This is a genomic window from Exiguobacterium sp. s46, from assembly GCF_018618875.1.
In the GTDB taxonomy this organism is placed as follows: Bacteria; Bacillota; Bacilli; order Exiguobacteriales; family Exiguobacteriaceae; genus Exiguobacterium_A; species Exiguobacterium_A abrahamii.
Genome location: NZ_JACSMY010000001.1, coordinates 1,013,818 through 1,040,576 on the forward strand (window position 1 = coordinate 1,013,818; position 26,759 = coordinate 1,040,576).

Annotated in this window: 35 protein-coding genes; 13 read left to right on the top strand and 22 right to left on the bottom strand. The window is 47.6% G+C overall.

The window, feature by feature from the left end:
• Positions 1-33: 33 nt before the first annotated feature.
• Positions 34-498: a DUF4188 domain-containing protein gene (locus tag KNQ08_RS05400; protein WP_214805005.1), complete on the bottom strand. Its 465-nt coding sequence runs from the start codon at positions 496-498 to the stop codon at positions 34-36.
• Between the two features lies 1 nt (position 499).
• Positions 500-1,036, bottom strand: coding sequence for a PadR family transcriptional regulator (locus KNQ08_RS05405; protein WP_075642403.1), 537 nt, complete (start codon positions 1,034-1,036; stop codon positions 500-502).
• Between the two features lie 147 nt (positions 1,037-1,183).
• Here KNQ08_RS05405 and KNQ08_RS05410 point away from each other — a divergent pair, with 147 nt between their 5' ends.
• On the top strand, positions 1,184-1,456 hold the full coding sequence (locus KNQ08_RS05410; RefSeq protein ID WP_214805007.1) for a hypothetical protein: 273 nt from the start codon (positions 1,184-1,186) through the stop codon (positions 1,454-1,456).
• 5 nt (positions 1,457-1,461) lie between these two features.
• Here KNQ08_RS05410 and KNQ08_RS05415 read toward each other — a convergent pair whose 3' ends face one another.
• Together KNQ08_RS05415 and KNQ08_RS05420 are read right to left on the bottom strand one after the other, a co-directional pair.
• Entirely contained in the window at positions 1,462-2,019 is a 558-nt protein-coding gene (locus KNQ08_RS05415) for a histidine phosphatase family protein (protein WP_214805009.1), read from the bottom strand.
• Positions 2,016-2,678 (bottom strand): Type 1 glutamine amidotransferase-like domain-containing protein, encoded by a 663-nt coding sequence (locus KNQ08_RS05420; RefSeq protein WP_214805011.1) that lies wholly within the window; start codon positions 2,676-2,678, stop codon positions 2,016-2,018. Before KNQ08_RS05420 ends, KNQ08_RS05415 begins: the two co-directional genes overlap by 4 nt.
• Before the next feature lie 90 nt (positions 2,679-2,768).
• Between KNQ08_RS05420 and KNQ08_RS05425 the strand changes: the two genes are divergently transcribed.
• The 5 genes from KNQ08_RS05425 (at position 2,769) to KNQ08_RS05445 (ending at position 5,645) form a co-directional block, all read left to right on the top strand.
• Positions 2,769-3,488 (top strand): alpha/beta fold hydrolase, encoded by a 720-nt coding sequence (locus tag KNQ08_RS05425; protein ID WP_214805013.1) that lies wholly within the window; start codon positions 2,769-2,771, stop codon positions 3,486-3,488.
• An 81-nt stretch (positions 3,489-3,569) separates the two neighbouring features.
• Positions 3,570-4,277, top strand: coding sequence for a hypothetical protein (locus KNQ08_RS05430; protein WP_214805014.1), 708 nt, complete (start codon positions 3,570-3,572; stop codon positions 4,275-4,277).
• A gap of 10 nt (positions 4,278-4,287) precedes the next feature.
• A complete protein-coding gene (locus KNQ08_RS05435; protein ID WP_214805015.1) occupies positions 4,288-4,992 on the top strand; it encodes an AAA family ATPase in 705 nt (234 codons plus the stop codon).
• A gap of 106 nt (positions 4,993-5,098) precedes the next feature.
• The gene (locus KNQ08_RS05440; protein ID WP_214805016.1) at positions 5,099-5,446 is read left to right on the top strand and encodes a hypothetical protein; all 348 of its coding nucleotides are present in this window, start codon (positions 5,099-5,101) and stop codon (positions 5,444-5,446) included.
• A complete protein-coding gene (locus KNQ08_RS05445; RefSeq protein WP_167507574.1) occupies positions 5,427-5,645 on the top strand; it encodes a helix-turn-helix domain-containing protein in 219 nt (72 codons plus the stop codon). Before KNQ08_RS05440 ends, KNQ08_RS05445 begins: the two co-directional genes overlap by 20 nt.
• Here the strand turns inward: KNQ08_RS05445 and KNQ08_RS05450 are convergent.
• The 3 genes from KNQ08_RS05450 to KNQ08_RS05460 form a co-directional block, all read right to left on the bottom strand.
• Positions 5,620-6,030: an SRPBCC family protein gene (locus tag KNQ08_RS05450; RefSeq protein WP_214805017.1), complete on the bottom strand. Its 411-nt coding sequence runs from the start codon at positions 6,028-6,030 to the stop codon at positions 5,620-5,622. The two genes, KNQ08_RS05445 and KNQ08_RS05450, sit on opposite strands and share 26 nt — an antisense overlap.
• Positions 6,031-6,104: 74 nt before the next feature.
• On the bottom strand, positions 6,105-6,335 hold the full coding sequence (locus KNQ08_RS05455; RefSeq protein ID WP_214805018.1) for a hypothetical protein: 231 nt from the start codon (positions 6,333-6,335) through the stop codon (positions 6,105-6,107).
• The gene (locus tag KNQ08_RS05460; protein ID WP_214805019.1) at positions 6,332-7,618 is read right to left on the bottom strand and encodes a right-handed parallel beta-helix repeat-containing protein; all 1,287 of its coding nucleotides are present in this window, start codon (positions 7,616-7,618) and stop codon (positions 6,332-6,334) included. Before KNQ08_RS05460 ends, KNQ08_RS05455 begins: the two co-directional genes overlap by 4 nt.
• Positions 7,619-7,735: 117 nt before the next feature.
• Here KNQ08_RS05460 and KNQ08_RS05465 point away from each other — a divergent pair, with 117 nt between their 5' ends.
• The gene (locus tag KNQ08_RS05465; RefSeq protein ID WP_214805020.1) at positions 7,736-8,314 is read left to right on the top strand and encodes a hypothetical protein; all 579 of its coding nucleotides are present in this window, start codon (positions 7,736-7,738) and stop codon (positions 8,312-8,314) included.
• 36 nt (positions 8,315-8,350) lie between these two features.
• Here KNQ08_RS05465 and KNQ08_RS05470 read toward each other — a convergent pair whose 3' ends face one another.
• A complete protein-coding gene (locus KNQ08_RS05470; protein ID WP_055968296.1) occupies positions 8,351-8,965 on the bottom strand; it encodes a histidine phosphatase family protein in 615 nt (204 codons plus the stop codon).
• Between the two features lie 144 nt (positions 8,966-9,109).
• On the opposite strand from KNQ08_RS05470, the gene KNQ08_RS05475 reads away from it, so the two are divergent.
• Positions 9,110-9,985, top strand: coding sequence for an alpha/beta hydrolase (locus tag KNQ08_RS05475; RefSeq protein ID WP_214805021.1), 876 nt, complete (start codon positions 9,110-9,112; stop codon positions 9,983-9,985).
• Between the two features lie 274 nt (positions 9,986-10,259).
• On the opposite strand, the gene KNQ08_RS05480 is transcribed toward KNQ08_RS05475, so the two are convergent.
• Positions 10,260-10,970: a hypothetical protein gene (locus KNQ08_RS05480; RefSeq protein ID WP_214805022.1), complete on the bottom strand. Its 711-nt coding sequence runs from the start codon at positions 10,968-10,970 to the stop codon at positions 10,260-10,262.
• Complete coding sequence (locus KNQ08_RS05485) at positions 10,967-11,497, bottom strand: nucleotidyltransferase family protein (RefSeq protein ID WP_214805023.1); 531 nt, start codon at positions 11,495-11,497, stop codon at positions 10,967-10,969. The genes KNQ08_RS05480 and KNQ08_RS05485 overlap by 4 nt, the downstream gene beginning before the upstream one ends.
• 186 nt (positions 11,498-11,683) lie before the next feature.
• Here KNQ08_RS05485 and KNQ08_RS05490 point away from each other — a divergent pair, with 186 nt between their 5' ends.
• On the top strand, positions 11,684-12,271 hold the full coding sequence (locus KNQ08_RS05490) for a hypothetical protein (protein ID WP_214805024.1): 588 nt from the start codon (positions 11,684-11,686) through the stop codon (positions 12,269-12,271).
• Between the two features lie 65 nt (positions 12,272-12,336).
• Positions 12,337-15,573, top strand: a complete 3,237-nt coding sequence (locus KNQ08_RS05495) for an FtsX-like permease family protein (RefSeq protein ID WP_214805025.1) — start codon at positions 12,337-12,339, stop codon at positions 15,571-15,573.
• Positions 15,574-15,625: 52 nt separating this feature from the next.
• Here the strand turns inward: KNQ08_RS05495 and KNQ08_RS05500 are convergent, their stop codons facing one another.
• The 11 genes from KNQ08_RS05500 to KNQ08_RS05550 form a co-directional block, all read right to left on the bottom strand.
• A complete protein-coding gene (locus tag KNQ08_RS05500) occupies positions 15,626-16,549 on the bottom strand; it encodes a DMT family transporter (RefSeq protein WP_214805026.1) in 924 nt (307 codons plus the stop codon).
• Positions 16,550-16,655: 106 nt separating this feature from the next.
• Entirely contained in the window at positions 16,656-17,126 is a 471-nt protein-coding gene (locus tag KNQ08_RS05505; protein WP_149427462.1) for a hypothetical protein, read from the bottom strand.
• Between the two features lie 33 nt (positions 17,127-17,159).
• Positions 17,160-17,477 (bottom strand): hypothetical protein, encoded by a 318-nt coding sequence (locus tag KNQ08_RS05510; RefSeq protein ID WP_149427464.1) that lies wholly within the window; start codon positions 17,475-17,477, stop codon positions 17,160-17,162.
• Between the two features lie 29 nt (positions 17,478-17,506).
• Entirely contained in the window at positions 17,507-19,951 is a 2,445-nt protein-coding gene (locus KNQ08_RS05515) for an ABC transporter permease (RefSeq protein WP_214805027.1), read from the bottom strand.
• A complete protein-coding gene (locus tag KNQ08_RS05520; protein WP_082665911.1) occupies positions 19,948-20,697 on the bottom strand; it encodes an ABC transporter ATP-binding protein in 750 nt (249 codons plus the stop codon). Before KNQ08_RS05520 ends, KNQ08_RS05515 begins: the two co-directional genes overlap by 4 nt.
• Positions 20,698-20,794: 97 nt before the next feature.
• Positions 20,795-21,217, bottom strand: a complete 423-nt coding sequence (locus tag KNQ08_RS05525) for a cytidine deaminase (protein WP_214805028.1) — start codon at positions 21,215-21,217, stop codon at positions 20,795-20,797.
• Positions 21,218-21,227: 10 nt separating this feature from the next.
• The gene (locus KNQ08_RS05530) at positions 21,228-21,998 is read right to left on the bottom strand and encodes an ABC transporter permease (protein ID WP_064299780.1); all 771 of its coding nucleotides are present in this window, start codon (positions 21,996-21,998) and stop codon (positions 21,228-21,230) included.
• Positions 21,995-22,696 carry an ABC transporter ATP-binding protein gene (locus KNQ08_RS05535; RefSeq protein WP_214805029.1) on the bottom strand — a complete coding sequence of 234 codons (702 nt, stop codon included), beginning with the start codon at positions 22,694-22,696 and terminating at the stop codon, positions 21,995-21,997. The genes KNQ08_RS05530 and KNQ08_RS05535 overlap by 4 nt, the downstream gene beginning before the upstream one ends.
• A gap of 96 nt (positions 22,697-22,792) precedes the next feature.
• Complete coding sequence (locus KNQ08_RS05540; RefSeq protein WP_082874170.1) at positions 22,793-23,233, bottom strand: NUDIX domain-containing protein; 441 nt, start codon at positions 23,231-23,233, stop codon at positions 22,793-22,795.
• 10 nt (positions 23,234-23,243) lie between these two features.
• Complete coding sequence (locus tag KNQ08_RS05545) at positions 23,244-23,498, bottom strand: hypothetical protein (RefSeq protein ID WP_214805031.1); 255 nt, start codon at positions 23,496-23,498, stop codon at positions 23,244-23,246.
• Positions 23,499-23,614: 116 nt separating this feature from the next.
• Complete coding sequence (locus KNQ08_RS05550; protein ID WP_214805033.1) at positions 23,615-25,219, bottom strand: M3 family metallopeptidase; 1,605 nt, start codon at positions 25,217-25,219, stop codon at positions 23,615-23,617.
• A gap of 159 nt (positions 25,220-25,378) precedes the next feature.
• On the opposite strand from KNQ08_RS05550, the gene KNQ08_RS05555 reads away from it, so the two are divergent.
• On the top strand, positions 25,379-25,585 hold the full coding sequence (locus KNQ08_RS05555; RefSeq protein WP_214805035.1) for a helix-turn-helix transcriptional regulator: 207 nt from the start codon (positions 25,379-25,381) through the stop codon (positions 25,583-25,585).
• Positions 25,582-26,280, top strand: coding sequence for a DUF3169 family protein (locus KNQ08_RS05560; RefSeq protein WP_214805037.1), 699 nt, complete (start codon positions 25,582-25,584; stop codon positions 26,278-26,280). Before KNQ08_RS05555 ends, KNQ08_RS05560 begins: the two co-directional genes overlap by 4 nt.
• 43 nt (positions 26,281-26,323) lie before the next feature.
• On the opposite strand, the gene KNQ08_RS05565 is transcribed toward KNQ08_RS05560, so the two are convergent.
• Positions 26,324-26,473 (bottom strand): hypothetical protein, encoded by a 150-nt coding sequence (locus KNQ08_RS05565; RefSeq protein WP_023468457.1) that lies wholly within the window; start codon positions 26,471-26,473, stop codon positions 26,324-26,326.
• 100 nt (positions 26,474-26,573) lie between these two features.
• Here KNQ08_RS05565 and KNQ08_RS05570 point away from each other — a divergent pair, with 100 nt between their 5' ends.
• The gene (locus KNQ08_RS05570; protein ID WP_149427483.1) at positions 26,574-26,756 is read left to right on the top strand and encodes a Fe3+ hydroxamate ABC transporter substrate-binding protein; all 183 of its coding nucleotides are present in this window, start codon (positions 26,574-26,576) and stop codon (positions 26,754-26,756) included.
• Positions 26,757-26,759: the final 3 nt, after the last annotated feature.

Here is a 26,759-nt window from a genome sequence, read left to right on the forward strand (position 1 = left end):
AGACGGATGCCTCGGCACCCGTCTTTTGTCTATTTAGATCGTCTCTTGTGATTGCCGCTCGGCTAAGCGCCCTTTTGCTTTTTCTTGATGCGGCTTGATCGCCGACTCCCCGAGTGCTTTCGCTAGACCTCGTGTTGGAAGATTGACATACATCGACTCATAATTGCTGACTTCGAACGTCTCATGAAAGATCCCGACCGCTTCTGATGTCCGTGCCTTCTGATTGAATCGTTTCCACGCCGTCAAATGACGGGAACCATGGGCATATGCCATCAATTCTTCCGTCGAACGCCAATATTGAATCAACGTCACGGAACGCCAACCGACAAGTGACTCATGCGAAATCAGACCGACATCGTTTGCATAACACTCTTGTAGCATCGGTCCCATCGCCTGGACCGTCGGCAACCATTGCCGGACGGAACGCAGACGATTGATCCGTAAACCGATGATGAACACGACGACGTCTTTGTTCGGAGTCGCAATGATCCGTTTCATGTCAATTTCCTCCTTCAAGGGTCTCAAGGGAAGCGTCACACCAATCGAGTAACGCCCGTGTCTTCCGAATGCCATAATCAAGCGTCAATAACCAATAGACGGCATCATTCGAGTCCGGATAAGAACGAATCATCGCATCGATCGCTTGATACGTCTCAAGTCGTTCTTCGAGCAATCGCGCGTGCTCCTGAATTTTCTGCAAGGTGACCTCTTTTGAAGCATGTCGAGCGAAGTACAGCTTCAACAACAGGTCGTTCCGTTGCACCGGCAGTTCAACGGACGGTTCAGCGACCCACCTCTCGAGCTCTGCATGCCCGTTTTCCGTCAGGGCGAATTGTTTCCGTTCCCCATCCGTGACCTCTTCAACGATCAACCCTTCCGCTTCTAACCGTTTCAGCGTCGGATAGACTTGTCCGAAGCTGATTTTCCAAAAGTGATTCAAGCTCGTATCAATCGTGTGTTTCATCTCATAACCAGACGTACATCCGCTTGCAAGAAGTCCGAGAATCGCATAACGGGTCATGTTTTCTTTTGGCATCGGTCCCTCCTATATCTAAAAGATAGTATCTTTTAGATATAGTTCCCGTTCATCCAAATGCCAAACAGGAAATTTACTGGATGAAGCAGGAATTCTCATTTTAAATCCGAATTCTTGTTCACATACTTAATTAAAAGGAGTTCTCACATGACATACGCTAAAGCTTCTCTCTTCTTTAGTTTGCTCGGTCTGCTCATCGCCTCTATGATTTTCCAACCGCTCAACTGGTCGTTCGGACCGAACTCGATGCTTACGATACCGATCGGACTTGTCATTTATCTATTCGGAATCGGACTCGGGATCGTCGCTATCAAACGACGCGAACCGGGAATCCTCAAATATGTCAGTCTCGCCTGTTCCGTTCCGCTTGGTGTGTTACTACTGCTCTTTCTCGGTTTCATCTTCAGCGGGCAGATTTAATCATTTTACAAGAGTTGTTCATGAGACGTTTTCCCGCTTGCATCGAATGTCAGCTGATGGATCGCTGGACTCGCCATCGTGCCCAGCCACTCATTTGCCGGTCGTCTAGTATAGTGTTCGAGCACTAACGACAATAAAAATCCATGCGTCGCGACGACCACTCGGTGGTGTGGGTGGGTTTTACGTAGCTGATCGATGGCTACTAGAGCACGATTGCGTGCTATTTGATTCGACTCTCCACCACTTTCCGCATAATCATCATTTTGGAATGATCGCTTCATCAGTTCTTCTAGCCGTTCAGGCGATAAACGTTCGTCTGTTTCCTGAAAACGCCGTTCCTGAAACGCTGCCTCGTAGATCGGCAAACCTCGTTGCTCAGCAAGTGGGCGAACCGAGTCTATCGCCCGTCGCATTGGACTCGAATAGATGGCGTCAATCGGCATCGCTTGAAAGAACGCTACGAGTTCCTGCGCTTGTTCTTGACCTGCATCTGTTAATCCCCGCCCTCGATCACTGCCTGTTTTGATCGATTCGCAATGGCGAATGAAATAAATCGTCCTCATCGCAACTGGACCCACGTTCCTTCAGAAATCACATCTACGTTCGAACCGATGACACGGATCGCTGTCGCGTCGTCGATTGCGTACGCTGGATTCGTCAATGTCTCAGCCCATAATTCGGCAGCTTGTAAGTGATTATCTGGTAACTGCGGATGATCGAGGTGTGGGAAAATTGAAAAGTCAACGAGACCTAATGTTGCGTTCGATTGCTCCGGCGTCTTTTTCCATCCAACGAAATCTGTTCCGATTCGTGGCGTAAGCACCATGCTGCCGGCGCTCATCCCGACATAAACACCGGTCAGTTGCGGTAATAGTCGATCAAAGCCCGATTCGACGAACCAATGATGTAGAAATAGCGGATCCCCACCATTGACGAGGATGACATCCGCTTGTTCGACCGCTGGTTGCCAAATTGCTGGATCAATTACCGAGACCGCTGATAATTCCAACAGACCGACTGACTTCCATCCTAAATCGACCATTGGTGCCTCATCTTTTCCTTGAATGAAGTTGACAGCGAGGTCCGTTCCTCTGCCTAATGCGTAGGAAGCTGTCGTGATCGCGATGGCATGGCATTCCTCAATCGGTTTTCTGAGCATCTCGCGTAACGCTTTGTGAATCGATGGATTCTGTACCCCACCGGACGTTAATAAATAGTCCATCATCGTACCTCCAGTCCTTTGCTTCAGTTTACAATATTTGTTTCTTTCTGGTATCCTTACTTTTATTCCCACTAGAATAGGAGGAATCATATGTCTTTCGACTTAATGACGTTACCTGAAACGACGTTACACTATCGTCTGATTCTCGGAACTTCCGATCAACCGACTTTTATCTTTGAAAATGGATATGGACAAGATCTTTCAACCTGGCAACCAATCATGGATCAAGTTGAAGGACTTGGAACGATCTTGATGTATGATCGTACGAACATCGGTGGTAGTATGCAGCATGATTCCGAGACTAGTCGCCAGAGCGTGAATCGCCTTCGCCGTTTAATCCATACCTTATCTCTCAAACCACCATTTATTCTTGTGGGTCATTCCTATGGCGGCACGTTAGTTCGACAATTTGCATCGCAATATCCAAGTGAAATAAAGGGTCTATTGCTCATTGATGCAACACCAGAGTCCTATATTCAACGCTTCTTACCAATGATGCCAAACACGTTCCAATCCATATACAAAAAACAATTCACGCTCGAATGTACATACGAAGATTTTAAAGAGAGTATTGAAGCGACGAACGTTGATATCCTCTACCCATTTCCAGTCATTGTTCTGTCTGCTGGTAAAAAAGATCATTATTCGCGTGAGGCGCAACTATTGTGGCACGAATTGCAACGACAAACTGCTGCACAGTCGATCCAAGGCTTGTTGATCGAAGTTCCAAACAGCCGGCACTTCATTCAACAGGATGCCCCCCATATTGTTGTCGATGCGTTACATCGTTTGATTTCAGGTGATTCTTAAGCTCTTTTCAAAGGAACTATTTCCCATTTCCAAACGTATACTTAATATAAGCTTGATTCGACACACTGATTGGAGGCACATATGTATTCGATTCCTAGCTACTTCATACTCTACTTAAAAATCATGCTGACGGATAAGATTCCGGTCTTTTGGTCGTTGATTTTCCCGTTGATTCTCGCCTTTGTCTTCGGGTCACGCCTCGACTTCACCGAGAACAGTTTCCTCTCATTCCTCGCGCTCTTTTGGGGCTATATCTTACTTTCGATTTACGTGAATGGCATCGGACTCCAACTTGCCCGGATGCGGGAGCATGGTTTGATGAAGACGTATATCATGATTTCCGGTAGTAAGATTGGTTGTATTCTCGCACTCGTACTCGTTCAGCTCGTGTTCGCAGCCGTTAGTTTGACGGTCTTTACGACGATCCTGATGCTTGTATTCGGCTTCTTCTCACCTTTGACGTTGTTACTCGCTTATCTCGTCTTGTTGCTCAGCATCCCGCTTGCTTTTGCAAGTATCGCCTTGACGATGCTTCCGGCAAAGATTTCGAGTATGTCGACATTAATCAACATCGTCATGTATCCCCTGTTCTTGTTCGCAAGTAACCAACCGGATCGCTGGTACAGTTACTTGAATCCTTTTTATGTCATGAAAACACTTGGTCTCGCCGTCTCTGAGCACGTTACGGGAGCATCGTTACTTATCTTGACCGTCGTACTCGTCGTTTATCTGTTACTTGGTCTATTCTCTGTCAAACGCTTTAATCTCATGTCATTGCTGACCCGATAGGAGGATTCAGATGCACGTTCAACACGTACGCTTCAACTATCCGAAATCACCTGATCTGTTACACGATGTCTCCTTTTCGCTCATTCCCGGAAAATTGAACGTCTTGATCGGGATGAACGGTGCCGGGAAAACGACACTGTTTGATTGCATGACCGGTGCCTTACCGATCACGTCCGGAGAACTGGACTTACCCGATATCTCGGACATTCTCTATTTGACGCAATTCATCTATTACTCGGATGAACTAAAGGGTAAGGATGTCGCCGTCTTCGTCGGTCGGCTCGCTCGTTTGAAAGCATATCGCAAGCAAGAGACGTATACGCGTCATCTGAAACAGCCACGAGAGCTCGATTTATTCGCTCATCTGTGGGAGATGAAAATCGGTAAGATGTCCGCTGGCGAAAAGAAATGGTTGTTCGTCACCCTGTTGACGACAGTACCACGTTCGCTCTACATCTTTGATGAGCCAACGAGCGGGGTCGACCCGGCAACACGGCTTCATATCATGCGACGCTTCGATCAGATGACGGCAAACGGTCAAACGTGCCTCTTCTCGACCCATCAATTACACGATCTATTGCATACCGATGCCCATGTCATCTTTCTCCATCAAGGTCGTATTTTGTACGAAGGCGACTTCAAGGATTGGTTGAACCGATTCGAGACGACCGATCCGGACGTCGCGTTCGTTCAAATGCTTGAACTGGCAGGATAACGTTAACCACCTCTCTTTTGTGGAGGTGATTTTTTGTAATGTTTGAAATACAGGTTTTTAATAAACATGTACAGGATATACACATTATAAGAAAGGAGGTCGTCCGATGCATTTCATCTCTGGTCAAGCTTTTATCACGATGATGGATTCACTTTTCAACGAACAGGAATGGAAGCGACACATCTTATACGTCACTGCGAATTCAGCAGCGATCCACTTGCAAAAACGATCTGTTGCTATCCACTTGCCACCTCTTGAATATCAGATTTCGTTTCTCGTGCATTTACCAACGCTAGAAAAACGACTGATCGTCAAAACGAATCAACAGGAGACGCGTCAATTTTTCTTTGATTCAATGGCTTCCATCGATTGTATGTGCACTAGTATAATGCCGTGGGCGAATCCAGGGAGATTCAATGAGGAGGAAAACGTTCATGTCCACCAACACTCTTGAACAACGCATGAATGCCGTCCTCGATTGTTTGGCGGCCGCAAAGGACTACCAACGCATCGCCGGACGGCATGATGTGTCGTATCAACAATTGTATAACTGGGTCCGGCGCTATGAGAGCGGCGGTATTCCTGCCCTGACGGATCGCCGTGGCCGGAAGTTACGAAGCGAACGACTTACTTCGACTCAGCATACGCTTTGAACCGATCAAGGATCGCCTGCCAGCCCGCTTGTTGCATTTCAGGCGGGTTGCTTGTTTCGGCATCAAACGATTCGACGACTTCGGTCTGTTGCCCGTTCCGAGAGAAGTCGATTGTCACCTGGCGACCATCTTCGAGGACATACGCAATGCGTTCGTAAGGAACGATTGTCTCGTATGTACCCGTGAAATCAAACCCCATGCTACCATCTTTTGCTTCCATTCGATTCGTGAATTGTCCGCCGACCGTCAAATCATTCGTTGACGCCGTCGTATGCCAATCGTCAGACGCTGCATTCCAGCGTTTGATGTCTTCCGGTGCATTCCAAATCTCCCACACGGTCTCGACCGGACGGTCAATCACGGCTTGAATCGTTAGTTTCGTCATCTTTCTTCCTCCTTACTAATTGAAGTTCCCTCCCTATTTCGAGGACGACTAAATGAATTCCTTGTTATTATCGATTAATTCAGAGGTGATTTCGGACGCTTTTTTTTCCATAACATGAACAATAAAATCGCTGGAACGAGACAGATGATTGCATCGGTAACGGTCGGCAGTCGTAACGCGGGACTTGTTAAAAACCGAACGCCTTCCACCGTCCAAATCGTTAACATACAGGCGGTCAATGCTGCAAGCCGCCAGCGTCTCGGAATCCGGATCCAATAAGCGAGGAGTCGCTCCGATAACTTCATCTTCCTTCCACCTTTCGGACCGCTTTCAGAAAGCTTTGTTCCGTTTTATAGGAGGCGTCGCGCCACATGAAACGTTTTGTATGCTGGAACGTATTTTTTTCAAACTGGTTACCCGAACTCGTCTTGAAGTAATGGGCGACACTTAACGAACCATCGAATGTGTTTTTGATGATCGTGTTATCATGGACATCATGCTGGACGAGCAATTGACCACCCTCGAGTCCTTTCGTATCATTCCCGATCAGCTGATTTTGCTCGATCCGGACACGTTTTGTACCGCCTCGCTTCGTGTCATACCCACCGATCGCAATTCCGGTGTAGACGTTTTGCCGTACATCATTCTGGCGCACGATGACATCTTCTGCGTATCGTCCGGCATGTTCACTCGTCACTTCAATCCCGATGTCACTCGCTTCGACGAGATTCTTCTCAATCGTCAAATTCTTCCCACCATCGACATAGATACCGGCTGCATTGTATTCCTTCCCGTAAGCAGGATTGCCGTAGCTCGACGTCCGGTAAACACGATTTTCCGACACGACGCCCTCACGGACGAAGTCGTCTTTCTTCGACTGAGCGATTCCTTCGTGTCCGATCAAATCAATGCCGATGTTGTCGTTATCCCGTAAAACGTTCTTCGTCACCCGGAAATGTTTGACGTTTCCGTTTAAGACGAGGGCTTCACTGAAACCGAGACGATTCTGCTCGACTCGGTTACCGGTGATCGTCAGGTGACGAATCGCTCCCGTTCCGTAGACGGCGATGCCGTGTGCATTCCCATCTTTCGCGAGCGTCTTAATCTGGCGAACCATATTGTTCTTCAACGTGATGTTAGATCCTGATCCCGTGACCAAAATGCCGATCGGTGTCGCATCCGACCGTTTCGACTGAACGGCTTCGATCGTCAGTCCTTGGATTGTCACATATTTTCGATTTTTCACCTGAACGATCGGTAAGGTTGCGTCCCGATCTTTGATGTTTTTCCCGCTTAATGTGACCTGCTCGTCTTGATAGTTTCGAAAGGTGATCGGGCGTTCTTTCGTTCCGTTCTGTCTAACGTTCAGCTTCTCGTGATACGTTCCTTTTCGCAAGTAGACCGTCGTACCCGCAGTCGCTTTTTGTGTCGCCTGTCGAATCGTTTTAAACGGATGCTTCAACGTGCCAGTATTTTTATCACTGCCGTTCGGTGCGACGTATAACGATTTTGCCGTCGATTCGGCCTCTTCACTTGTCGAGGCACAACCGACGAGCAGGACGGTTGCTAATAACCATTTGCCTTTCATGATTTCCTCCTTTATTTAGCAAGAACATTGTTGGTATAATTTAGGTGACATTTCTAATTTTTTGAATATTTCAATTTCATCTCGATTCACTATGACTATGGAAAAGAGGATCACGTCATGAAATACGCGCTTTTATTCAGCCTTCCCTTCTTGCTTGCTGGTTGCACAACGGAAGCAACCGTCCTTCCAAAAGAAACCGTCAAGATCAAGAAGTCTTCCTTTTCGATCACACCTTCTACCACGAAGGACGAGTCGCAGCAACAGCGGACATTTTTCTTAACTGGTACACTCGATCGCCCGCTCCAGCTCAAGGCGGTCCAATTTGACGATACAGAACCACCAGAGGTGCTGATCGACAAATCGATTCCTGCCGGTACATATGATCGCACGCCGTTCCAGTTGACGTATGATTTGAACCTACTCAACGATTCGCATGCCTTCACCTATTCGCTTGATGCGAAGAATGGTATTCCTGAGACGAAAACGGCCTATACCTTACCTCAAAATGTCCAGACTGACAGCGGTCAATTCAATGATCAAAAACAGACGAATGCTTCATTCTATCCCTTACTCCTCAAACGCTATACGACAGGAGAATCGATCATCGGTCGCTCAATCGACACGTTATCCTCTCCTCACCTAAAGGTCAGAAAACAAGAAGGCGCAATTTTGATCTATTTGACGAAATCACGATAAGGAGAACGGCGGACCGAGAAAAAGTCCGCCGTTTTTTTAGTCCGCTATGACATGCGACATGTCAGCTTCTAATCGAATCACGGCTTCCCCATCCCTGTATTCAACGATCGTCAAACTCGTTCCATGAATGAACGGCGGATCCCATAAGGTCGCGAACGGCTTTCGTTGAAGATATGTCAGCAAGATGTTAAGGAAGATGCCGTGGGTGACGATTAAGATGTTTTCGTCTTCTTCATGGTCTGCCAGTCGTTCCAAAAACGATAGAATGCGCTCCCGGACCGCGTCAAAGGATTCTCCACTCTCCGGTATGTACGTATGCGGCGTTTGCCAAAATGCAGCATGAGCAAGCGGGTGTGCGACTTCAATTTCCGCCGCCGTCCGCCCTTCCCAGGCCCCCATGTGCATTTCACGCAATCGATCGTCGATGGTGACCGGAATCGCTGGATCGAGATCCATCATTCGAACTGTTTCTCGGACGCGACCAATCGGACTGATATAGAGATGATCCAGATGAATTTCACGTAAGCGGTGACCAAGGTCCCGCGCATTCTGTCTGCCCTTTGCTGTCAGAGGAGAGTCTTCCCAGCCTTGCATTCGTTTTTCTAAGTTCCATTCCGTCTCGCCATGACGCGTAATGTAAAGTGTTGGCATCTATTCCATCCTTTCGATTTCTAGTTTCTTTCAAAAGTGTATCAAACTCTGGCTGCTTTTTCCTGCAACTAGAGAAAACGAATCCAGAAGAGAAATTCACCAATCCGTTCGGTATGATGAAGATAGACCTAAAGGAGGAATTCGATGAATCGCCAAGAGATGATTGACCTTGCCAAACAAATCCGCTCAGATGAGGAACGTCCTCAAGTCACACCTCCTCATCCACCGCAAGCGACCACGACTACGCTACACGTGCCGACTTCAGTCGGAGATGTCCGAGTGTTGTGCCACTCACCGATTGATGCAGCAGAACCGCTACCTGGATTCATCAGTTTCCATGGTGGCGGCTTCATCACCGGAACGCCAGAGATGGATGAACCATGGAATCTGTTTCTCGCCGAGACCGCCAACTGTCATGTTCTCAATATCGAGTATCCGTTAGCGCCGGAGCATCCGTTTCCTGTTCCGGTTCACGTCGCCTATGAGGTCGTTCAGTGGATTTTCCAACATGCTGATACGCTACACCTCGATGCTTCACGCATCGCAATCGGAGGGCATAGTGCTGGTGGCAATCTTGCGACTGCCGTATCGTTATGGAACGCTGAGCAGACAGATCCTGTGCCGCTCATCGCTCAAATTCTGGACTATCCTCCGCTTGATCTCGCGACGGATCCCGCGGATAAACCATTCTTCGAGGAGGCGATCCCCGCTGAACAGGCACGGCAGTTCAATGCGATGTACATCGCTCGTGCGGAAGACGCGTATCATCACCTCGCTTCGCCACTCTATGCGGCTCAACTCGATGCGTTACCACAGACGCTCGTCCTGACGGCGGAGCACGACTCGCTGGCGCAGGAGGCGCGGCAGTATGCGAAACGCCTTCAGGCGGCAGGTGTCGCTGTTGAGCACCAGGAATTCGCCGGTCAAGCTCATGCGTTTACGCATCACGGTGACTTAGACGTGGCACTTCAGGCGTGGCAACGTATCGCGGATTACCTCAAGTCTGTCTATCGTTCGTAAGTATACGGAGCTGACTCAAAAGTCAGTTTCCACAAAGATAAGGATAGCAGAATGATGATTTGCTACCCTTATCTTATAACAAAAAGAATGACGCGTTTCACGCAACTCCCACAGGAAAAAGCGCATCTTTGCGCTGTCAGAGACAAACAAGACCCGCTTTCCTGCTTGAATAAGGCAGGAAAGCTGGCTTGTGTCTCGCCTGAGGAAAGGGCGTGAAAAGACGTGTCATTCTTTTTTGAGTCAGCCTCTTTGTCTTTTTAGCCTGTCTAATCGTTTACTCGGTGAGAAGCGAGTCAATCGGACTGTCTAGTGATCGCTGAATCAATCGTATGATCGTCTCTTCCGGTCGATCACTGACGATCCACATCACGTCTGTTCCGTTTTGGTAGGCAAGATTGAGCTGTTTTCCTTGCTTTAGAACGTGTACTTTCAATCCATTAACGGTACGTACCCGTTTTCCAAATCGTGCCGGAATCTGCTCACTTTTCAGTCGTGTCTGAATCACTGTATAATGACGATTCGTTACAAGTTTCGTCGTCATTTTCTTCTTGTTTCCTTCCCACGCTAGGCTCCCTTCGATTGCCTCGCCTTTCGTCGATTGATCCCGAATGAGATCCATTGAACTGCTTAACATCCAGTTCGACTTTTTTTCGTAAATCATCAGCGTATCGCATCGTCCTTCAATCACGTTTGCTAACAGTAGATTATAGTCACCGAATCGAGCGTCCACTCGGAAATCGTCTTTCTTCAACGTATAGGTGGACTTGTCACTCAAGTCATATTTAAACTGATGCTCGGCCGTTTCTACAGCAGTCGGATAGGAACCACTGTCGAATAGGCTCGTACCATCAACGTGAATCTTTTCCTTCACCTCGACATTCTTTTCTGGTGCGCATCCGCTGATACAGAGGAGTCCTACTAGTAAAATCGGTATCGTTTTTTGATAACTGATTCGTTTTATCGCATAAGCTCCTTCTTGTTTCATGGACGTATATGTAGACTGACGTCGTCTCTCCATCCTTTTTTACTCACCCGTTGCTGAAAGATCGAATGACGTTCAGTACCAACTTGAAAAGACGGTGTCGGTCGAATGATCCGATTCGTAAAGTCACTTGCGCCGTATGGAAGATAGAGTTCAAAGTCTGGTCGTCTCGTCACACCGATTGCCGTGACGGTCTCCGGGAACTGCGCGATTGCATCTTTTGCTGATGTGTATGGAGGCAAATCGTTGACTGCGTGCATGCGTGCTTGATTCTTGACCGACCACGGTAAATCAAGCCATTCACACAATTGTCGCTCATGTCTTTTTTCCGTCGCTTCTGAAATATCCGATGGATCAAAATAGACGATATCGATGTCCGACTGTGCGTTTAAGTCGGTTCCCCAAACCTTCGAACGTAAGACACCGGCACAGATCCACCAATCCGGCAAATCAAGTCGTTCTACAGTGGCCAGCATGAGTTGCACTTCCGCATCCTCTCGTAATCGCTGTTCGATGTCAGCTTGATTCATTTCGTTTTCTCCCTCCAACGCAGCATGATGCTGGTTGCTTATTTTCTATAGTTTACCTCATTTCATCAGAACGGGAATCATTTCCTGACTTTTATACCATTTTTTGTATTATCGCTTGTTTCCATTCCTTGTAAATAGTATATTTTGTATAACTATTCTGACAATTCAACGAAAAGGAGTGTTTTCATGTCACGTTCTCGTAAAACGATTCCCGTGCTTGTGACTTCTTTTGCTCTGCTTGGTGGTGTTGGTTGGTACTGGGCTTCACATCAGGATAAACCCGTCAACGTCTCATCACAAACGAAATTAGCTGGTGTTAATGAAACAACCGAAGATCGTGTTCAATCGATTCAAGAATTGATGAAGCTAGGAATTGTTAAAACGTATCCTGGTGATCCGGAATTAAAAAAGAAGTCATTCCGTGCTGAAGCACTTTTAGCTTCTCCCCCAAAAGAATTACAGTTAAAAGAAAAGACGGGTTTCCGCTACGTAACCGTACCACTTGTCCTGCATGATACGACTGAGACTGTGGGAGGTTACAGCATTTATAAACCGAACTTGTTTGTTCTAAATGACGGTAAGGGCAACGAATACAAGGTGGTCGACTATGTCAACCATAATCCGAAGGCATGGCGTAACAGTCATCAGTATTACGCACCACAACGTGCTCAACTCGATCTCGTGTATCAAGTACCAGTCAAATCGAAAACGTTCGTCTTACTCGCAGATTCCGACGCGTTCCCGAAAACACATGCGATTAAGATCGAGTTATGAACTGTCGCGCTTGCATGAATGTGTAGGCGCTTTTTACATAGTATTTTAGAAGGGACGTGGTGTGAGTGCTACGATTCATTTGGAATTCTTGGTGGCGCAACAAAGAACGATTCATCCTCTTACTTGTCGGCGTACTCGTCGTCAGTACCGGATTGAGTTACTTGATCGGCACGACGCAAGCGAACAACGGTACGGTCGTTGACGAGTTACAAAAACGCTGGAAATCTTCCTACGATATCGTCGTTCGTCCACCGGATAGTCGAAGCGTGACGGAAGACCTCAAACTACTCGAACCGAACTATATGAGTGGTCTTGACGGTGGGATCACGATGAAACAATACAAAACGATTCAAGCCCTTGCAGATGTCGACGTCGCTGCTCCAATCGCGATGATTGGAAATCATGCGACAGGAGCAAACGTCGGTACGCATCGTTTTGATGATTACGGTGTCTATAAGTTGACGATCACTGACAAACAGAATACCGGATTAAACGTCGAAAAGTATTCTTCCGTCAACTATCTTGCTGCTGGGTGGACGCCTGATGAAAATGCCACTATCTCTGGTGTCTCACCTGCTGCGCTCGGTGAAGAACCTTTGCTCGAGTTCGGGAGCGATACGATGATTGCCGGAATTGACCCAAAAGCGGAAGCCCGTTTGATTGGTCTAGACGAGGCGAGAGTCGCCGGCAAACATAGCCGTTATTTTGACGAACAGGACGCAGCAAACATCGTCGATCCGGAACTTGGAACGGTCGAGCTTCCCATATTGATGAACGAGCGCGAGTATGTCGACGCATCGCGAACGTATACGTATGAAAAGTTAGATCTTCCCCTCATTAATGATTCGATTCAGGAGACGATTCGAGATGTGACGAAACGGGGCGGTGAAAAATATTTAAAAACGTTAAAGACGACGGATAGTCCTGGAAAAACCTATTCCGTCACGACACAAGACGTTCAGAAAAAATTGATCCAGCAAATCATGACCGACTCCTTTCCGACATTACCCTCTGGTAACTCCGAGTGGCTGATCCTCAAACCGTCACCAATCAGTTACCAGACGATTTCGAGCCCTTTCGCTTCGCGTTGGCCTTTCAGTTATCAGGTCGAACCGCAAAAAGTCAATCCTGATTCCTTACTTGCGAAACGGACGATGTATCGTGAGGCACGGATGTTCGGAAAAACGAGTGACGATTGGCCACGGATTCGCTTGAACTATATCGGCGTCTTCAATCCGAAGAAATTGAATTTATCAAAGGATCCGTTAACCGAATTACCGATGGAAACTTACTTCCCAGCTAAAGCACAATGGGTCATGGACAAAAACGATCGACCGGTCAATCCGGTCAAGGACGTCAAGCCGACGAACGACGCCTATGATTTCTTGACGAAACCACCTTCGATGTTGACGACGCTCGATGCCGCCTTTAAGATTCGCGGTGAAAAAGCGATCTCCGTCATTCGTGTCAACGTCAAAGGTGTCGATCAGATGAATGCCGCGAGTGAGCAAAAACTCCAAGATGTCGCTCGCGAAATCGAGGATAAGACCGGTTTGATCACGGACGTCACGCTCGGTTCGTCACCGCAACTTGCATTGACTTACTTACCGGGTCTAGAAAAAAAATCGGCGCTTGGCTGGGTGCAGCAACCGTGGATTAAGCTCGGTTCTTCGATGACGATTTTCCAGGAAGCGAAAGTCGGTATGTCTGGTGTCATCGCTAGCGTCATCGCGGTCGCACTCGTCTATGTCTTTAGTTCTAACATCATCCTGCTGTACGCTCGTAAAAAAGAGTTCGCGATTCTATTATCACTCGGTTGGCGGCCACGTCAGCTCTCTAAACTGCTATTCCTTGAAGCGACGCTACTCGGTTCTCTCGTCGCACTAATCGCCTGGACGATCCTCGGTACGTTCTGGTTGACGACGGACCATCCAATCGCACTGGGTCGGATTCTTCTAATCGGACTAGCCGGTTTACTCATCTACTGGGGTGGTACACTCGTACCGATGACATTGATCCGAAGAATCAAGCCGTATGAGAGTATGCGTTCCGGGGAAGTCTCTCGTTCACGACGCTTCGTCCGCTCCCAATCGATTGTTGGTATGAGCATGAACCAACTCTTCACATACTGGCAACGAACGCTTCTTTCCATCATCGCGATTGCCTTACCCACGGGTCTGTTCATCTTCTTCCTGTTCGTGACATTCCGTCTAAAAGGAGTCTTGTATGCAACGTGGCTCGGCGAATACGTCGCTTTAGAAGTCGGCACGATGCATTATGTCGCGATGGGTGTCGCCTTATTGATTGCTATTTTGACGACGACGGAAATTCTTTGGCAAAACGTCAATGAACGTCGCAGTCAACTCGCCGTCTTAAAGGCGACAGGTTGGCAAGACACACTCATCCGCCGACTTGTCTTACTGGAAGGTTTGTTGACAGGGCTACTTGCTGGGATTGTCGGTCTTCTCTTTGCGCTAGCGATGATTTGGCAAGTCTACCGTCAATTCCCGACATCGGAACTCGGTTTCTTATCTGCAACGATTCTAATTCCGCTTGTAACTGGAATTATCGGAGCCGTCTTGCCAGCTCAACGGGCTGTCCGAATCGTTCCGAATGCAGCGATCAGTAGTGTCAGCGTCAATTCCAAAGAGACGGAGCGTCGCTTTAAACTGGCCCTCTCAACGATTGGTGCCGTGCTATTCGTCGGTGTCTTATCGCTATTCCTGTTTGCGACAAATGAATCGCCAGCTGAACAGACACCGACCGCTCAAGCACCGAAGGTCATCACGACGGGTAGTAAGATTACAGATGGTTTGACCGGATCGAAGAGAACGCTTAAGAAAACAGAAAAACAAGCTTCCGGTGTGATTGAAGAAACGATGGCGAAAGGCGTCATCAAGACGTTCCCGGGAGACCCCGTCGTCAAAGATACAAGTTTTTGGGTTGGTACGTTATTGAAGCAACCGCCTGCCTCCTTGAAATTAAAAGAAAAAGCCGGTTATCAATACATCACTGTACCGACGTTCTATCAAGACCCATTTTATCAAGAAATCGGTGAAGAAAGGTTTTACCATCCGAATCGTTTCAGTCTGACTGGAGTCAGCGGAGTCTACGAACCGATTGATTATGAAAATAAGAACGAAAAAACTTGGAAACAAGGACTGAAATACGTCGCCCCGGGCAAAGCACACGTCAATCTCGTCTATCAAGTTCCGGCAGACGAGACGGAATTCGTCCTGTTCGTCTCAGGGGATAACTTCGCGAAGACGATTTCAATCAAAATCGATTTAAAGAACGACTAAAAACAGACCGTCTTGCGCGTAGATTCCCCTATGCGCGAGACGGTCTGTTTGTTCATAAACGAATTAGGATGATGCCACCTAGCATGACAAGTAGACTGACGATCTGCACACCAGTGACCGGTTGTTTTTTCGCACCGAACCAGCCGAAACGGTCAATCAATAGGCTGCCGGTCAGAAGACCGATCGTGACGATGACGACGGCGAGTCCTGTACCAACGAGCGGAACGATGAAGGCATTACCGGCAACGAACAATGCACCGATCAACCCACCGATCCAAATCCAGGGAGGTAAGGGTTGAGACCGATCGATGTGCCATTTCGTTCGGAGGATCAGATTCAGCAATAACAAGGTGATCGTACCGATGACGAACGAGATCAAGGCGCCTTTGACGGCTGACCCGAGAACACTTCCGAGATGACCATTGATCGCCGTCTGGGCAGCACTCATCATACCGGTTAGAATTCCGAGCAGACGCCAGACAAGGACCGAGCTTTCTGATGATGCCACCTGTTGCTTCCGCCGTCGTGCGAAATAGTCACCAAGCGCGACCGTTCCAACGACACCGAGTAACACAAGCACTGCGCCGATGACTCGTGTCAGTGAGAGTGAGGTGACCGTTGAATCAAACAATCCGAAATGATCGATCAACAGTCCCATGATGACCTGACCGAAAATCGGCATGATGACCGTTTGGACGCCTCCGAGTCGCGGAAACAGCAAGATGTTCCCAGTCAAGTAGATGACGCCAAGCAGTCCCCCACCCCAAATCCAGAACGGTTCATCGGCAGTAGCTGTAAGACCTGCGAGATTCCCATCGACGAGGAACACGAGAATCAGTAAGAAGAGTGAGCCGATCGAAAAGGAAATTAGCGAAGCGAGGAACGGCGATCCCACGACGCCCCGTAGCCGTGTATTGACACTCGTTTGAACCGGTACGAGCAGACCGATGATAAATCCAATGATGATAGCAAGCATACGAGGACCTCCTTCTTCATGTGCCCCTTCATCATACGGCAGTCGAACACGCTGAAGCGACCGGAATGCTCAAAAAAGGAGCCGGTTCATCAACCGGCTCCACGGATTAGATCTTTTTCCACGACTTCGGATAGGTCCGCAGTTCCTTCTTCGTTGGATGCTCAGCATCAAGACGTTTTCCGTTTCGTTCAAGCAACATATCGGATACAAGCAAAACAATCGCAAGAACGACATAGACGGCAAAACTGAGGAAGAATGGCAAGTCGAATACGATGATCAGTGGGAAAAATAATCCCATTAAGATCACGAACAAAAAATCGGTCACATACTGCCATTGAATGATTTTTTTCATCTGTGGTTCTACCGTTAATGCCATATCACGTTCGACTTCTTGCGAGTGAATCCGCGCAATCCAGACCAATGCTACAAGTAAAAAGAACAATGGCCAGTACACGTCCCGATTGGCGACGACTAATAAGATACTGACGCCGTACAGCAACGAGCTGTACAAACGTGGTTTGACGAGTTGACGCTTTTCTTCTTGAATGAACGCGATGCGTTCGGCTTTCGTTTTCACCTATATTCCCCCAAACGGATGTAACATCTACTATTAATTCGATCGAACCGTCCGAGATCGACCGATGTACTCGACTTTATTTTGAAGTACACGATACATCCGGTATTCTCCCGTCGGTGCCGACTTCAGCTGAACGGCAATCTGATGACGTCGTGATTTCGATGATTCCGACGCTACGAAGTACGGTTTGACCGATGCGATATCATCGCGTCCGAACTGCTTCGTCACGTGTCGAACGACTTGTACTTCAACAATCTGTTCATAGGTCGCATCCCGTTCATCTGCGATCATCCACCAGCCGACACCGCTAATTATTACGAGTAATAGAATCGCCCCGATCGTTTTTCGCATTTCGATCCCCCCGGTTCACGTGCCCTTATTTACTGTTTCAATTCGTGAACGAGGTTTTCCTGCTTTCGTCGGGTGACGAACCAAGCGATGCTTATGACAAGCACTATTAAACCGACAATGGTTCCGGCAATCGTCGGTACGTTGAAGTAAAATGATCCCGCATCATCAATCCGTGTCACGAAGAAGGTCGCACCAAGACCACTGATCAGTCCAAAGGTGATGCCGCTCCCAATGAATAAGAGCATTTGAATGAGTGTCAGCTGACGGAGCTTGTTCCGTGTCAACGCAATCGTTCGTAGCAAGGCGTATTCGCCTCGTTTTCCACTCACGAAACTGAGTAAGGCGTTCGCAAGTCCGAACCAGACGGATCCACTCATGACGACGAGCGCAATCAAGAAGACGAACCAGCGTTCCATCGTTTGTTGCTCCGCATCGCGAAGCGCGTCAGATAGTCGACTCACTTGCAATGTCGGATAACTTTCTGTGATCTCTAATAATGTTGTGGTCACTTGCGCCTTCGTTAACTCGGACGGAACGTCGATAAAGACATTCAAGATCTGATCGTTCGGTTGCCGCAGCTGCTCGTTCCGCCAATCCACGAGGACATCTGGTGCCATCTTCTTTTCGATTCCAACGATTCGGAATTGACCGACCGAAACGCTTTGTTCTTGTTCCCCGTCCCATCGCCCGAGCGGCAACATATCGCCTTTTTGAAGACTGTGTGTTTTAGCGAAGGTACGTGAGACGATGATTCCTTCTGTGTCACTCGTCTGTTCTCCCGCTAAGACGTCCAGACGACGATAGTCCGTCACTTCGTATTCGATCGAGATATCTTCTTGAGGCGACTGGTATTCGAAGGAATTGCGAGACGAAAGGAAGGTCGCTCTTGCGCCAGGTAGGTCGGTTTCAATTTGTCGAATCAATTGCAACGGGTTTCCTTGCGATCCTTCATCCAAACGACTCTTTAGGACGACTTCTGTCGGATATTGGCTGATGATGTACTTCCGCTCGTTTTGTTGCACCGTCTCAAGGAACGTCGAGCCGATGACGACGATGATCATCAAGACTTGAACGATCAGCATCAACCAAGCATTTTTCCGGAGTTGCGGTAACACGCCCCGGAAGGCAACGAAACTCGTCGGTCCCGCTAACCGACGAACAATCGGTTCCGCTCGCTGCAGCACTCCCTTCAAGAGGAGTGGCGTCGCAAGATACATCGTCAGTAAAAAGGCGACGGTTGCACCGAGCCAGGCGATTGTCCGTGCCCCCTCCGTACTGGCAATCACTTCAGCGAACAACACCAAACTGACGGTCAATCCACTACTGAACAGGACGAGACGTTTTCGCTGGGTCGGTCGTGACGCCGTTTTCAGATTTTCTCGCAAGACGTGGAGTGGTAACACATCCCGTTTTCGATAAGCCGTACTCGCGAGCAACAGCAGAATCAACAAGGCACTACCGAACGTTACGAGCATCAAGAACGCTCCCTGTTCGATCATGAGGGAGACGATCATTTTACCCTCTGTCGACCATACGAGTAGACCGAGTAACGGGAAGCAAATACTGCCTAGAATCGTAAGCACCGTGCCCGCTAAGACAATCAATCCAGATTGAACGAAGAACAGCTGAAACAGTTGCCGTGTCGTCGCCCCAAGCGTCCGCATGATCGCAAATTGGACTGCATGTTTACGTAAATACAAGTCAAAATTCGCCATCAAGATGAAGCCGGACACGACAAGGATCAGTACTGACAAGATTCCGATGTAACCGTTCAGCGCCGGTGAGAACGCTTGCCCTTCCGAAAGTTCAACCCGGAGCTTCGGATTCGCTTTGACGAGCGTATCGGCATAGTGGACGAGATCCACCTCTTTTTTTAGATTGAGCAAGACGGCTTTCGTTTCGATCGGATGGTTCTTTTTCAGATCAGCATACGAAAGCAAGACTTGATCGTGCGAGACTCCCGGTGTTTTTGTATTTGGTAAAATCTCGCGGATTCGATACGTCGCTTCTCCGACGCGAAGCGTTTGCCCGACACTACGATCAAGCGACGTCGCGAGTCTAGCTGACAGGATCGCTTCTCCCTGTTTCAAATCGTTCGTGAAATGATACCGACTTTTCGTCAGGGCATCCGAATGAACTCCGATCGTCTCCACGTCGGCCATCGTTTGACCAGCGACGCGCGCTGTCGTCTGTAAGATCGACTCTGCGCGCAAGACACCGTGATTCTTTTCAAGTTGCTCCAACACGGACTGATCCGCCTGCTCGTCTTCAGGTGTATATTTGACCGTCAGATCGACTTGACCATATCTTTGTACACGATCTGTCTCGATTGCGGCTTGATTATGTAGTAAAAAAATGACCATCGTCAAGACAAGACCAATCGAAATCATGACGCTTCCGATTGAGGTCACTAAAATCATCGGACTTTTACGGTACAGTCGGTGGGAAAGACGGAAGAGATGTTGTCGTTTCATACAGCCCCCACGAACTGCTCGTATGTCTCTAAGATCGGCGCCACGTCTCCGGTCGACAGCTGATCGGCAACGATCTGTCCGTCATGGAAATACAGCACACGTTTCGCATGAGCGGCTACGGTCGCATCATGGGTCACAAGCAGGATGCTCGTCTGTTGTTCGCGATTGAGTTCTTGAAGCAATTGCATGATTTCAGCAGATGTCTTGAAGTCGAGGTTCCCCGTCGGCTCATCCGCTAAGATGATCGGTGGTCGACTGATCAAGGCACGTGCGATCGCAACACGTTGTTGTTGTCCACCCGACAGCTCTTGCGGTCGATGATTGTTCCACTTCGTCAGTCCGACTCGTTTGAGCCAAATCTCTACCTCCTGATTGATCGTTTTATCATCCATCCCCTTCAACATCAATGGTAAGGCGATGTTCTCCTGGACCGTCAAATCATCGAGCAGATGAAACGATTGAAAGATGAACCCGATGTGCTGTTGTCGGTATAACGTCGCAGCAGGCTCAGTGAAGATGTCGCGTTGCCGTTTTTCCTTTAAGGTCAACGTTCCGCCGGTTGGCGCGTCAAGCGCTCCCAGAATATTCAACAGTGTACTTTTACCGGAGCCACTCGTGCCCATGATGGCGATGAATCCTCCTTCCTCTAACGTAAAGCTGACTTGTTTTAATGCATGGATCGTCTCCGTTCCACGTATGTAGGTTTTTGATAACCGTTCGACTTCTAATAAAGCTGACACGCATATCCCTCCTTAGTTATTCCGTCTTTATCATAACCATAATAAGGATTATTTAGAAGTAAATGCAAAAAAACTCCTCATCTAAACGACGAGGAGTTACTGGTTATTGTCGAACATATTTTAATGGAATCAAATCTGCAATCCGGACTTTCGTCAACTGATCGTCGATCGTTAAGAGGACAAATGCGTCCGGTGCATAGTCGGAAATCAATTCGCGACACATGCCGCACGGACTGACGACACGAATCGTTCGGTCCGCCTCATCCGAATAGGGATGTCGGACGGCGACGATCGTCTCAAAATCCGTCAATCCATCCGTGATGGCGGAACCGATCGTGATGGCTTCCGCGCACACCGTCACCCGTCCGATATAGGCTTCGACATGAACACCCGTTTTCGTCGCGCCATCTTTTGTCCGCAACGCAGCTGCGACGTGATGTTTATCGTCAGCGTAACGGCTTTGAATCGTTTCGGTTGCTAGTTCGACCAGTTGCAGGTCGGCTTCTGTAATCGGATAAGTCTGCATAATCTGCTCCTTACGTGTCTTTTTTCTTATAGGTCAAACCGATGAATTGTGCTTTTTCATTGAATAGTCGACGGTAGGATAGAAAACCAACGAGGACCGATGCCATCGCCGCCGTCGTCAAGATCAGGAATAGAATCAATAGTTGATAAAGGACAGCTTCCATTGGATCCGCGCCACCGATGATCAACCCACTCATCATCCCTGGCAGTTGGACGAGCCCCATCGTTTTTTGCGCTTCGATTGTTGGAATCATACTTGTCCGGATTGCGCCTTTTAAACTCGTATCAATCGCTGTCTTCGCATCTCCACCGAGTGAAAGAATCAGTTCGATGACCTCGTCGCTTCGTTCGACCTCGTCCTTGAACTTATTGAGAAACAATAAGGACAAGATCATACAGTTTCCGATGACCATCCCGCTGATTGGAATGACTTGCTGGGCTTCGAACGGAATGATTCGTAACCCGAGCAAAATGCCCATCGTCAATGCTTCGACCGCAATCAGTGTGAACAAGATGATCCACTGGATCCCGGGAATCCCGTCCCCTTTACGGATGACGTTCAGTGTCGCTGCACCGATCATCAACAGAATCATCAGTAACATGAAAATTGGACTTCCGCTTTCAAAGACGAACGTCAAAATATAACCGATGATCAACAGCTGTACAATCGATCGAACGGTTGCGATGATGATGTCCTTCTCTAGACCAAGCCGTAACGTCCGTGCTAAGACGAGGGGAATCAAAATGAAGATGAGCGAAGTCGCCAGTTGGAGGTAACTCATACCGATTCCCCCTTCAAAAATGCTTGCGTCTCGGCTTGACCATTTGAAGCGAGTTCCTTGAATGCACCAGACTCGATCAATCGTCCATCCTTTAAAAACCAAATGTCGTCGCTGACCCGCTTGGCTTGCTCTAAGTCATGCGTAATCCAAATGATTGTCGTCTGTAACTCCTGCTGTAGATCAAGGATTAGCTTCTCAATCTCTTGTACCATCCGGTAATCGAGACTTGCCGTGATTTCATCGAGCAACAGGACGTCCGGACGATTGACGAGTGTCCGTGCGATTCCAAGTCGGCTTCGTTCGCCACCGGACAAATCTTTGACCGGTCGCTCAAGTTCGACAGATAGATCAACTTGTTGTAGCAAACGTTCCGCTTCTTCGCGCGGTAACGATTCACCGAAGATCGATTTCGGCAAATTGATATTATCGTAGACGGTACCTGGAATCATCGGCGCGCTTTGGAACGCCATCCCGATCCGTTTGCGGACGTCGAGCAAATTCATCTGCTCAAGTGGTTCGCCTCGAAAACAAATTTCGCCGCGATCGGGAGAAATCAGTCCATTGATATGTTTCAATGTCGTCGTTTTCCCGGCACCACTCGGTCCGACGAGCGTCGTAATGACACCTTCGCGGAACTCACCTGTTATTTCGTGTAAGATGTGTTGATAGCTGACTTCGTGAAACGTAAGAATCGACATACTGTGTGTTCACCTGACTTTCTACAAGTTTCGGGTAATGCTCCTGTAATGTTGTACCCGAAAATCCGTCACCTTAGTACGTCAAGCGACACTTCCTTACGCGTGGATGATCTCTCCGGCAAAATCATACGGTACCGTTCGACCAGCAAAGAGCGATTCTTTTGATGCTTCCGGTAAATTGAGGTGTTTGAACGCTTCTTCACGGTCCATCCAGACAAGTCCGGAAATCTCTTCTGGAACATTCGTCTTTAATTGACCGGAGGTGATTTCTCCCGCGAAGAAGAAAAAGAGACAATGTTCCCCCGCTTGCGGGAAGAATGCTTCTGCCACGTGGACGATGTCGCCTGGAATGATCGTAAATCCTGTCTCCTCCAGTACTTCGCGCGTGATTGCCGTATGTAGCGTTTCGTCTCGTTCGACCGTCCCACCGGGCAATGTATAGTAATCACCGTGATCGCCACGATTCTCGACCATCAATAATTGATCGCCTGTGGCATTGAATAATGTCGCATAGACGATGTTTTTACAGATATTCATGTTCGTCCTCCTATTTTCTTCTTTCCGTCTGAATGATACAAAATAACGGATCCAGTTGAATCTCACTTATGCGGTAATATCCATCATCACTATGATCAAGTAACAGACGTTTTCCGTTTTCTTCAACATATTTTAAGGATTGGATTGTTTCAATTCGTAATCGTGACAGCGTCTCCCCAGTCGGTCGGAGGACATGGAGTTCAATTTCAGTAAATGCCGGATACAGAATAAACTGAATACGCTCTTTTGAGGAGTTGTGTAACATGTATTTAGACCGCTGATAGAATGCTTCTTCCTCCGGAAACTCAAGAATCGGCTCTACTCCGAAAAAATAGAGGCTTTCTAACTCTTCTGGTATATGAATTTTCTTGTCGTCCTTCATTATATCGATGTACCGTCCTGTAAAATTATCTTCCAAGTCTCCACTTCTGATGTCAAAAAGCTCACTAATTCGCTCATCTCTCCTTCAGTCGGCAAGAAAGATACACCCGCTCTCGCGTAGACATCTTGAATCGAATGGGTTTGACTAAGAGCTAAAGCTGCGACGAAATCTTTCAGCGTTTGGTCGGGATCTTTCGTGAAACGGTAATACAACTGAAGAGCGGCAATCTGAGCAATCGCGTACTCGATGTAATAGAACGGCGTCTCAAAGAGATGGATGACACTCATCCATTCGTGGCCTTTCCAATCGGGTGTTTCCGACCAATCGATGACGTCCGTATCGTATGATTCTCGGAGATCGGCATAATAGGCATGTCGTTCTGTCGGATCATGGTCGGGGTGAGCATAGAGCCAAGATTGAAAACGATCGACGATGATCGTCTCGGGTAAGAACTCGACAATGGAACGCATCTGTTCGAGTTTTGCCCGGGCAACGTCTTTTTTATCCGGAATCACCTGATGCCATTCGTTCATCGTCAACAACTCGAGCGACATGGCAGCGAACTCCCCTACTTCAAGCGGAATCGGTTGTAGTCCGTCGTACGTTTCTTTCATCGCATCATGATGAACGGCATGGCCGATCTCATGCATGAAGATGACGAGATCATCAAACGTATCGATGCGATTCATGAATAAGAACGATTGCTGTTCGACCGGTAAATACTCACAAAATCCTCCGCCCGCTTTGTTCGACCGGGCACCGATATCGAGATGATTCCTATGTCGCATTTCTTTTAACACGTCCGCAAAATAGGGGTGAACGCTCTCGAGGATGGCTTGAGTCTGATCTAAGAATGAAGTGTCAGAACCGGTCGCGTGATGATCAATCTGTGTATAGGCCGATTGCCGGACGTCCCACGGATGGAGCACCTGTTTGCCGAGAAACGTTTGTTGTTCGCGCTGAAATCGCCGTTTGACCGGTAGAAAGTCGGATTGAATGATAGTGGCGTAATGATTGACATCTTGACTCGTATAATCGACGCGTCCGAGTTCTGCAAAAGCTAGTTCCTCGTATCCGATCTTACCACTTGCAGTGGCACGCGCTTGTCGTAAATCAACGAGTCGTGAAAACAACGGTTGAATGACGGATTCTTTCATGCGGAATGCTTCCTCAATCGATAAGAGCGCTTGTTTTCGAGTGGATTCATCCTCGTCAAATAAATCAGCATGAAGATCGGAAACCGGCTCTCCCGATTTTGTCAGCATCGTCGCCTCAATTCGGAGATAGTCTTGAATAAGACAAGCTTCCTCCACTGTCGTACTTGTTGCTCTGAGTGATTGTTCAAAACGTGCTCTCGTTCGAAGTGGGACGTCATCGCGCGAGACGAGATCCATTTTTACGGAACGTCTCAACGTATCGAGCTTATCCGATAGCTGCTGACGCCCTTGTTCGTATTCAGAAGTGGTACCGGGGTCTGTGACGTCCTGGAGATACGCGATTTTTTGTTTGAGCAATGTCTCTTCCATTTGGAGAATCGAAGCGATTCGGTACGCAAGATCCTCATCATTATAAAAAATATCGTTTACAGGTGACTGAGATTTCATCGACGGATTTCACATCTCCTTTCATCTTATTTTAGTATACAGTTTATGCCATTCATATGATGGGTTTACGAATAAATGACCACTATATTGTCCTTTTTGACTATTATCGTTGTCAAAAAGACGATGATAAGTTACATTATATAGGAGGTGAATCCCCATATGAAATCCAGGTTAAAAGAATTACGTGCTCGTCACGGGTGGAATCAGTCTGAACTGGCACGACGTGCAAGCATTTCGCGCCAGACGATCAGCTTAATCGAGCGAGAAGAATTCATGCCGTCGCTATTGATCGCTGTCAAAATTTCTCGTGTGTTTGATACACCGTTAGAAGACATCTTTTATTTCGATGAGGAGGAATTAACATGAAAAAGGAAGCAATCAAGGTCATCATCGCAGCTTTACTCGGTTTCATTAGCAGTTATTTCGTCATGTTTGTCCTCAAAAATACCAATTTGTCACAGTTTGAACGATCGCTCTATCTTGATTACATATTCACTGGTCTTTTCGTTATCTTGACGATCTTGACTCTCAGTTACGTCGTACGCTATTTACAAATTCGTCAATTGACTCGACGATCCGTTTCTTCCGACGAAGAGGACGCGATTGACGATCAAGTGAATCGCTACTATGCGGACGGCATGATGATCGTGCAGTTCTCCAATCTCCTCAGTATCGGGCTCGCTTCTTTTAGCATCATTGAAAACCAGTTCGGTCTTCATTTGATACTGAGCGGATTCTTTTTCGTCATCAGTTGTATTGCCTCGATTTATTTTCTCAATCTTATGCGCCAGATCTATCCCAACCGCTATTTCCCAAAGTATTCGGAAAAGAACTATGCTGAAAAGCTATTCGCTGCCTCAGATGACGGAGAACGTCACGTCATGTTCGAAGGTCTGATTCGGTCACAGTCCCTGTTACAATTTTTATTGATGGGTATCATTGTCGTATTAGTCGTGTATTCGTATGAGACCGGTCAATCTCAGATCTTTGCAATCAGCTTATTGATTATCGCCTTGATCTGGAGCAACGCAAAATATTTTCTCCATGTACGCAATCGCTAAAAGGAGCATTCAGTCAATCGACTGGATGCTCCTTTACATGCCTTCAAAAATCACGATGATTTTGTTGTTGATGGACATCATGCTGGTTCAGTGTATATTCCTGATCGTCGAGCGAGCGATGTTTCGACTGACTCCGCGCTGAAATGAACCAGACGACTCCACCAACGGCGAGAAAAATAGCAATGAAGATCATAGACACCCTCCTTTAGATTCCTTTTTTACTTTATTCTTCCAACACCCTGGTTTTTCCTTTACGATAAGATAGAAGATTCAAATATATAGGGGGCGATAGGATGTTTGGTAAAGAACCGACATGTATGCATTGTGGCAAAACGATCGAAGGAAACGAAAAAGTCTACATTCAAATGCGTTATCCAAAACATCGCGGGATGACGGAAGTCAAAGCTTACTTAAAAAGCGAAGGTCGTTTCATCTGCGAAAAATGTTTCGCTGAAAAGACAGAGTCAAAGGGGTAAGCA

Coding starts and splice junctions, on each gene's coding strand:
- KNQ08_RS05400 (WP_214805005.1), bottom strand. CDS start 498: ATGAAACGGATCATTGCGACTCCGAACAAAGACGTCGTCGTGTTCATC.
- KNQ08_RS05405 (WP_075642403.1), bottom strand. CDS start 1,036: ATGCCAAAAGAAAACATGACCCGTTATGCGATTCTCGGACTTCTTGCA.
- KNQ08_RS05410 (WP_214805007.1), top strand. CDS start 1,184: ATGACATACGCTAAAGCTTCTCTCTTCTTTAGTTTGCTCGGTCTGCTC.
- KNQ08_RS05415 (WP_214805009.1), bottom strand. CDS start 2,019: ATGAGGACGATTTATTTCATTCGCCATTGCGAATCGATCAAAACAGGC.
- KNQ08_RS05420 (WP_214805011.1), bottom strand. CDS start 2,678: ATGGACTATTTATTAACGTCCGGTGGGGTACAGAATCCATCGATTCAC.
- KNQ08_RS05425 (WP_214805013.1), top strand. CDS start 2,769: ATGTCTTTCGACTTAATGACGTTACCTGAAACGACGTTACACTATCGT.
- KNQ08_RS05430 (WP_214805014.1), top strand. CDS start 3,570: ATGTATTCGATTCCTAGCTACTTCATACTCTACTTAAAAATCATGCTG.
- KNQ08_RS05435 (WP_214805015.1), top strand. CDS start 4,288: ATGCACGTTCAACACGTACGCTTCAACTATCCGAAATCACCTGATCTG.
- KNQ08_RS05440 (WP_214805016.1), top strand. CDS start 5,099: ATGCATTTCATCTCTGGTCAAGCTTTTATCACGATGATGGATTCACTT.
- KNQ08_RS05445 (WP_167507574.1), top strand. CDS start 5,427: ATGTCCACCAACACTCTTGAACAACGCATGAATGCCGTCCTCGATTGT.
- KNQ08_RS05450 (WP_214805017.1), bottom strand. CDS start 6,030: ATGACGAAACTAACGATTCAAGCCGTGATTGACCGTCCGGTCGAGACC.
- KNQ08_RS05455 (WP_214805018.1), bottom strand. CDS start 6,335: ATGAAGTTATCGGAGCGACTCCTCGCTTATTGGATCCGGATTCCGAGA.
- KNQ08_RS05460 (WP_214805019.1), bottom strand. CDS start 7,618: ATGAAAGGCAAATGGTTATTAGCAACCGTCCTGCTCGTCGGTTGTGCC.
- KNQ08_RS05465 (WP_214805020.1), top strand. CDS start 7,736: ATGAAATACGCGCTTTTATTCAGCCTTCCCTTCTTGCTTGCTGGTTGC.
- KNQ08_RS05470 (WP_055968296.1), bottom strand. CDS start 8,965: ATGCCAACACTTTACATTACGCGTCATGGCGAGACGGAATGGAACTTA.
- KNQ08_RS05475 (WP_214805021.1), top strand. CDS start 9,110: ATGAATCGCCAAGAGATGATTGACCTTGCCAAACAAATCCGCTCAGAT.
- KNQ08_RS05480 (WP_214805022.1), bottom strand. CDS start 10,970: ATGAAACAAGAAGGAGCTTATGCGATAAAACGAATCAGTTATCAAAAA.
- KNQ08_RS05485 (WP_214805023.1), bottom strand. CDS start 11,497: ATGAATCAAGCTGACATCGAACAGCGATTACGAGAGGATGCGGAAGTG.
- KNQ08_RS05490 (WP_214805024.1), top strand. CDS start 11,684: ATGTCACGTTCTCGTAAAACGATTCCCGTGCTTGTGACTTCTTTTGCT.
- KNQ08_RS05500 (WP_214805026.1), bottom strand. CDS start 16,549: ATGCTTGCTATCATCATTGGATTTATCATCGGTCTGCTCGTACCGGTT.
- KNQ08_RS05510 (WP_149427464.1), bottom strand. CDS start 17,477: ATGCGAAAAACGATCGGGGCGATTCTATTACTCGTAATAATTAGCGGT.
- KNQ08_RS05515 (WP_214805027.1), bottom strand. CDS start 19,951: ATGAAACGACAACATCTCTTCCGTCTTTCCCACCGACTGTACCGTAAA.
- KNQ08_RS05525 (WP_214805028.1), bottom strand. CDS start 21,217: ATGCAGACTTATCCGATTACAGAAGCCGACCTGCAACTGGTCGAACTA.
- KNQ08_RS05530 (WP_064299780.1), bottom strand. CDS start 21,998: ATGAGTTACCTCCAACTGGCGACTTCGCTCATCTTCATTTTGATTCCC.
- KNQ08_RS05535 (WP_214805029.1), bottom strand. CDS start 22,696: ATGTCGATTCTTACGTTTCACGAAGTCAGCTATCAACACATCTTACAC.
- KNQ08_RS05540 (WP_082874170.1), bottom strand. CDS start 23,233: ATGAATATCTGTAAAAACATCGTCTATGCGACATTATTCAATGCCACA.
- KNQ08_RS05545 (WP_214805031.1), bottom strand. CDS start 23,498: ATGTTACACAACTCCTCAAAAGAGCGTATTCAGTTTATTCTGTATCCG.
- KNQ08_RS05550 (WP_214805033.1), bottom strand. CDS start 25,219: ATGAAATCTCAGTCACCTGTAAACGATATTTTTTATAATGATGAGGAT.
- KNQ08_RS05555 (WP_214805035.1), top strand. CDS start 25,379: ATGAAATCCAGGTTAAAAGAATTACGTGCTCGTCACGGGTGGAATCAG.
- KNQ08_RS05560 (WP_214805037.1), top strand. CDS start 25,582: ATGAAAAAGGAAGCAATCAAGGTCATCATCGCAGCTTTACTCGGTTTC.
- KNQ08_RS05565 (WP_023468457.1), bottom strand. CDS start 26,473: ATGATCTTCATTGCTATTTTTCTCGCCGTTGGTGGAGTCGTCTGGTTC.
- KNQ08_RS05570 (WP_149427483.1), top strand. CDS start 26,574: ATGTTTGGTAAAGAACCGACATGTATGCATTGTGGCAAAACGATCGAA.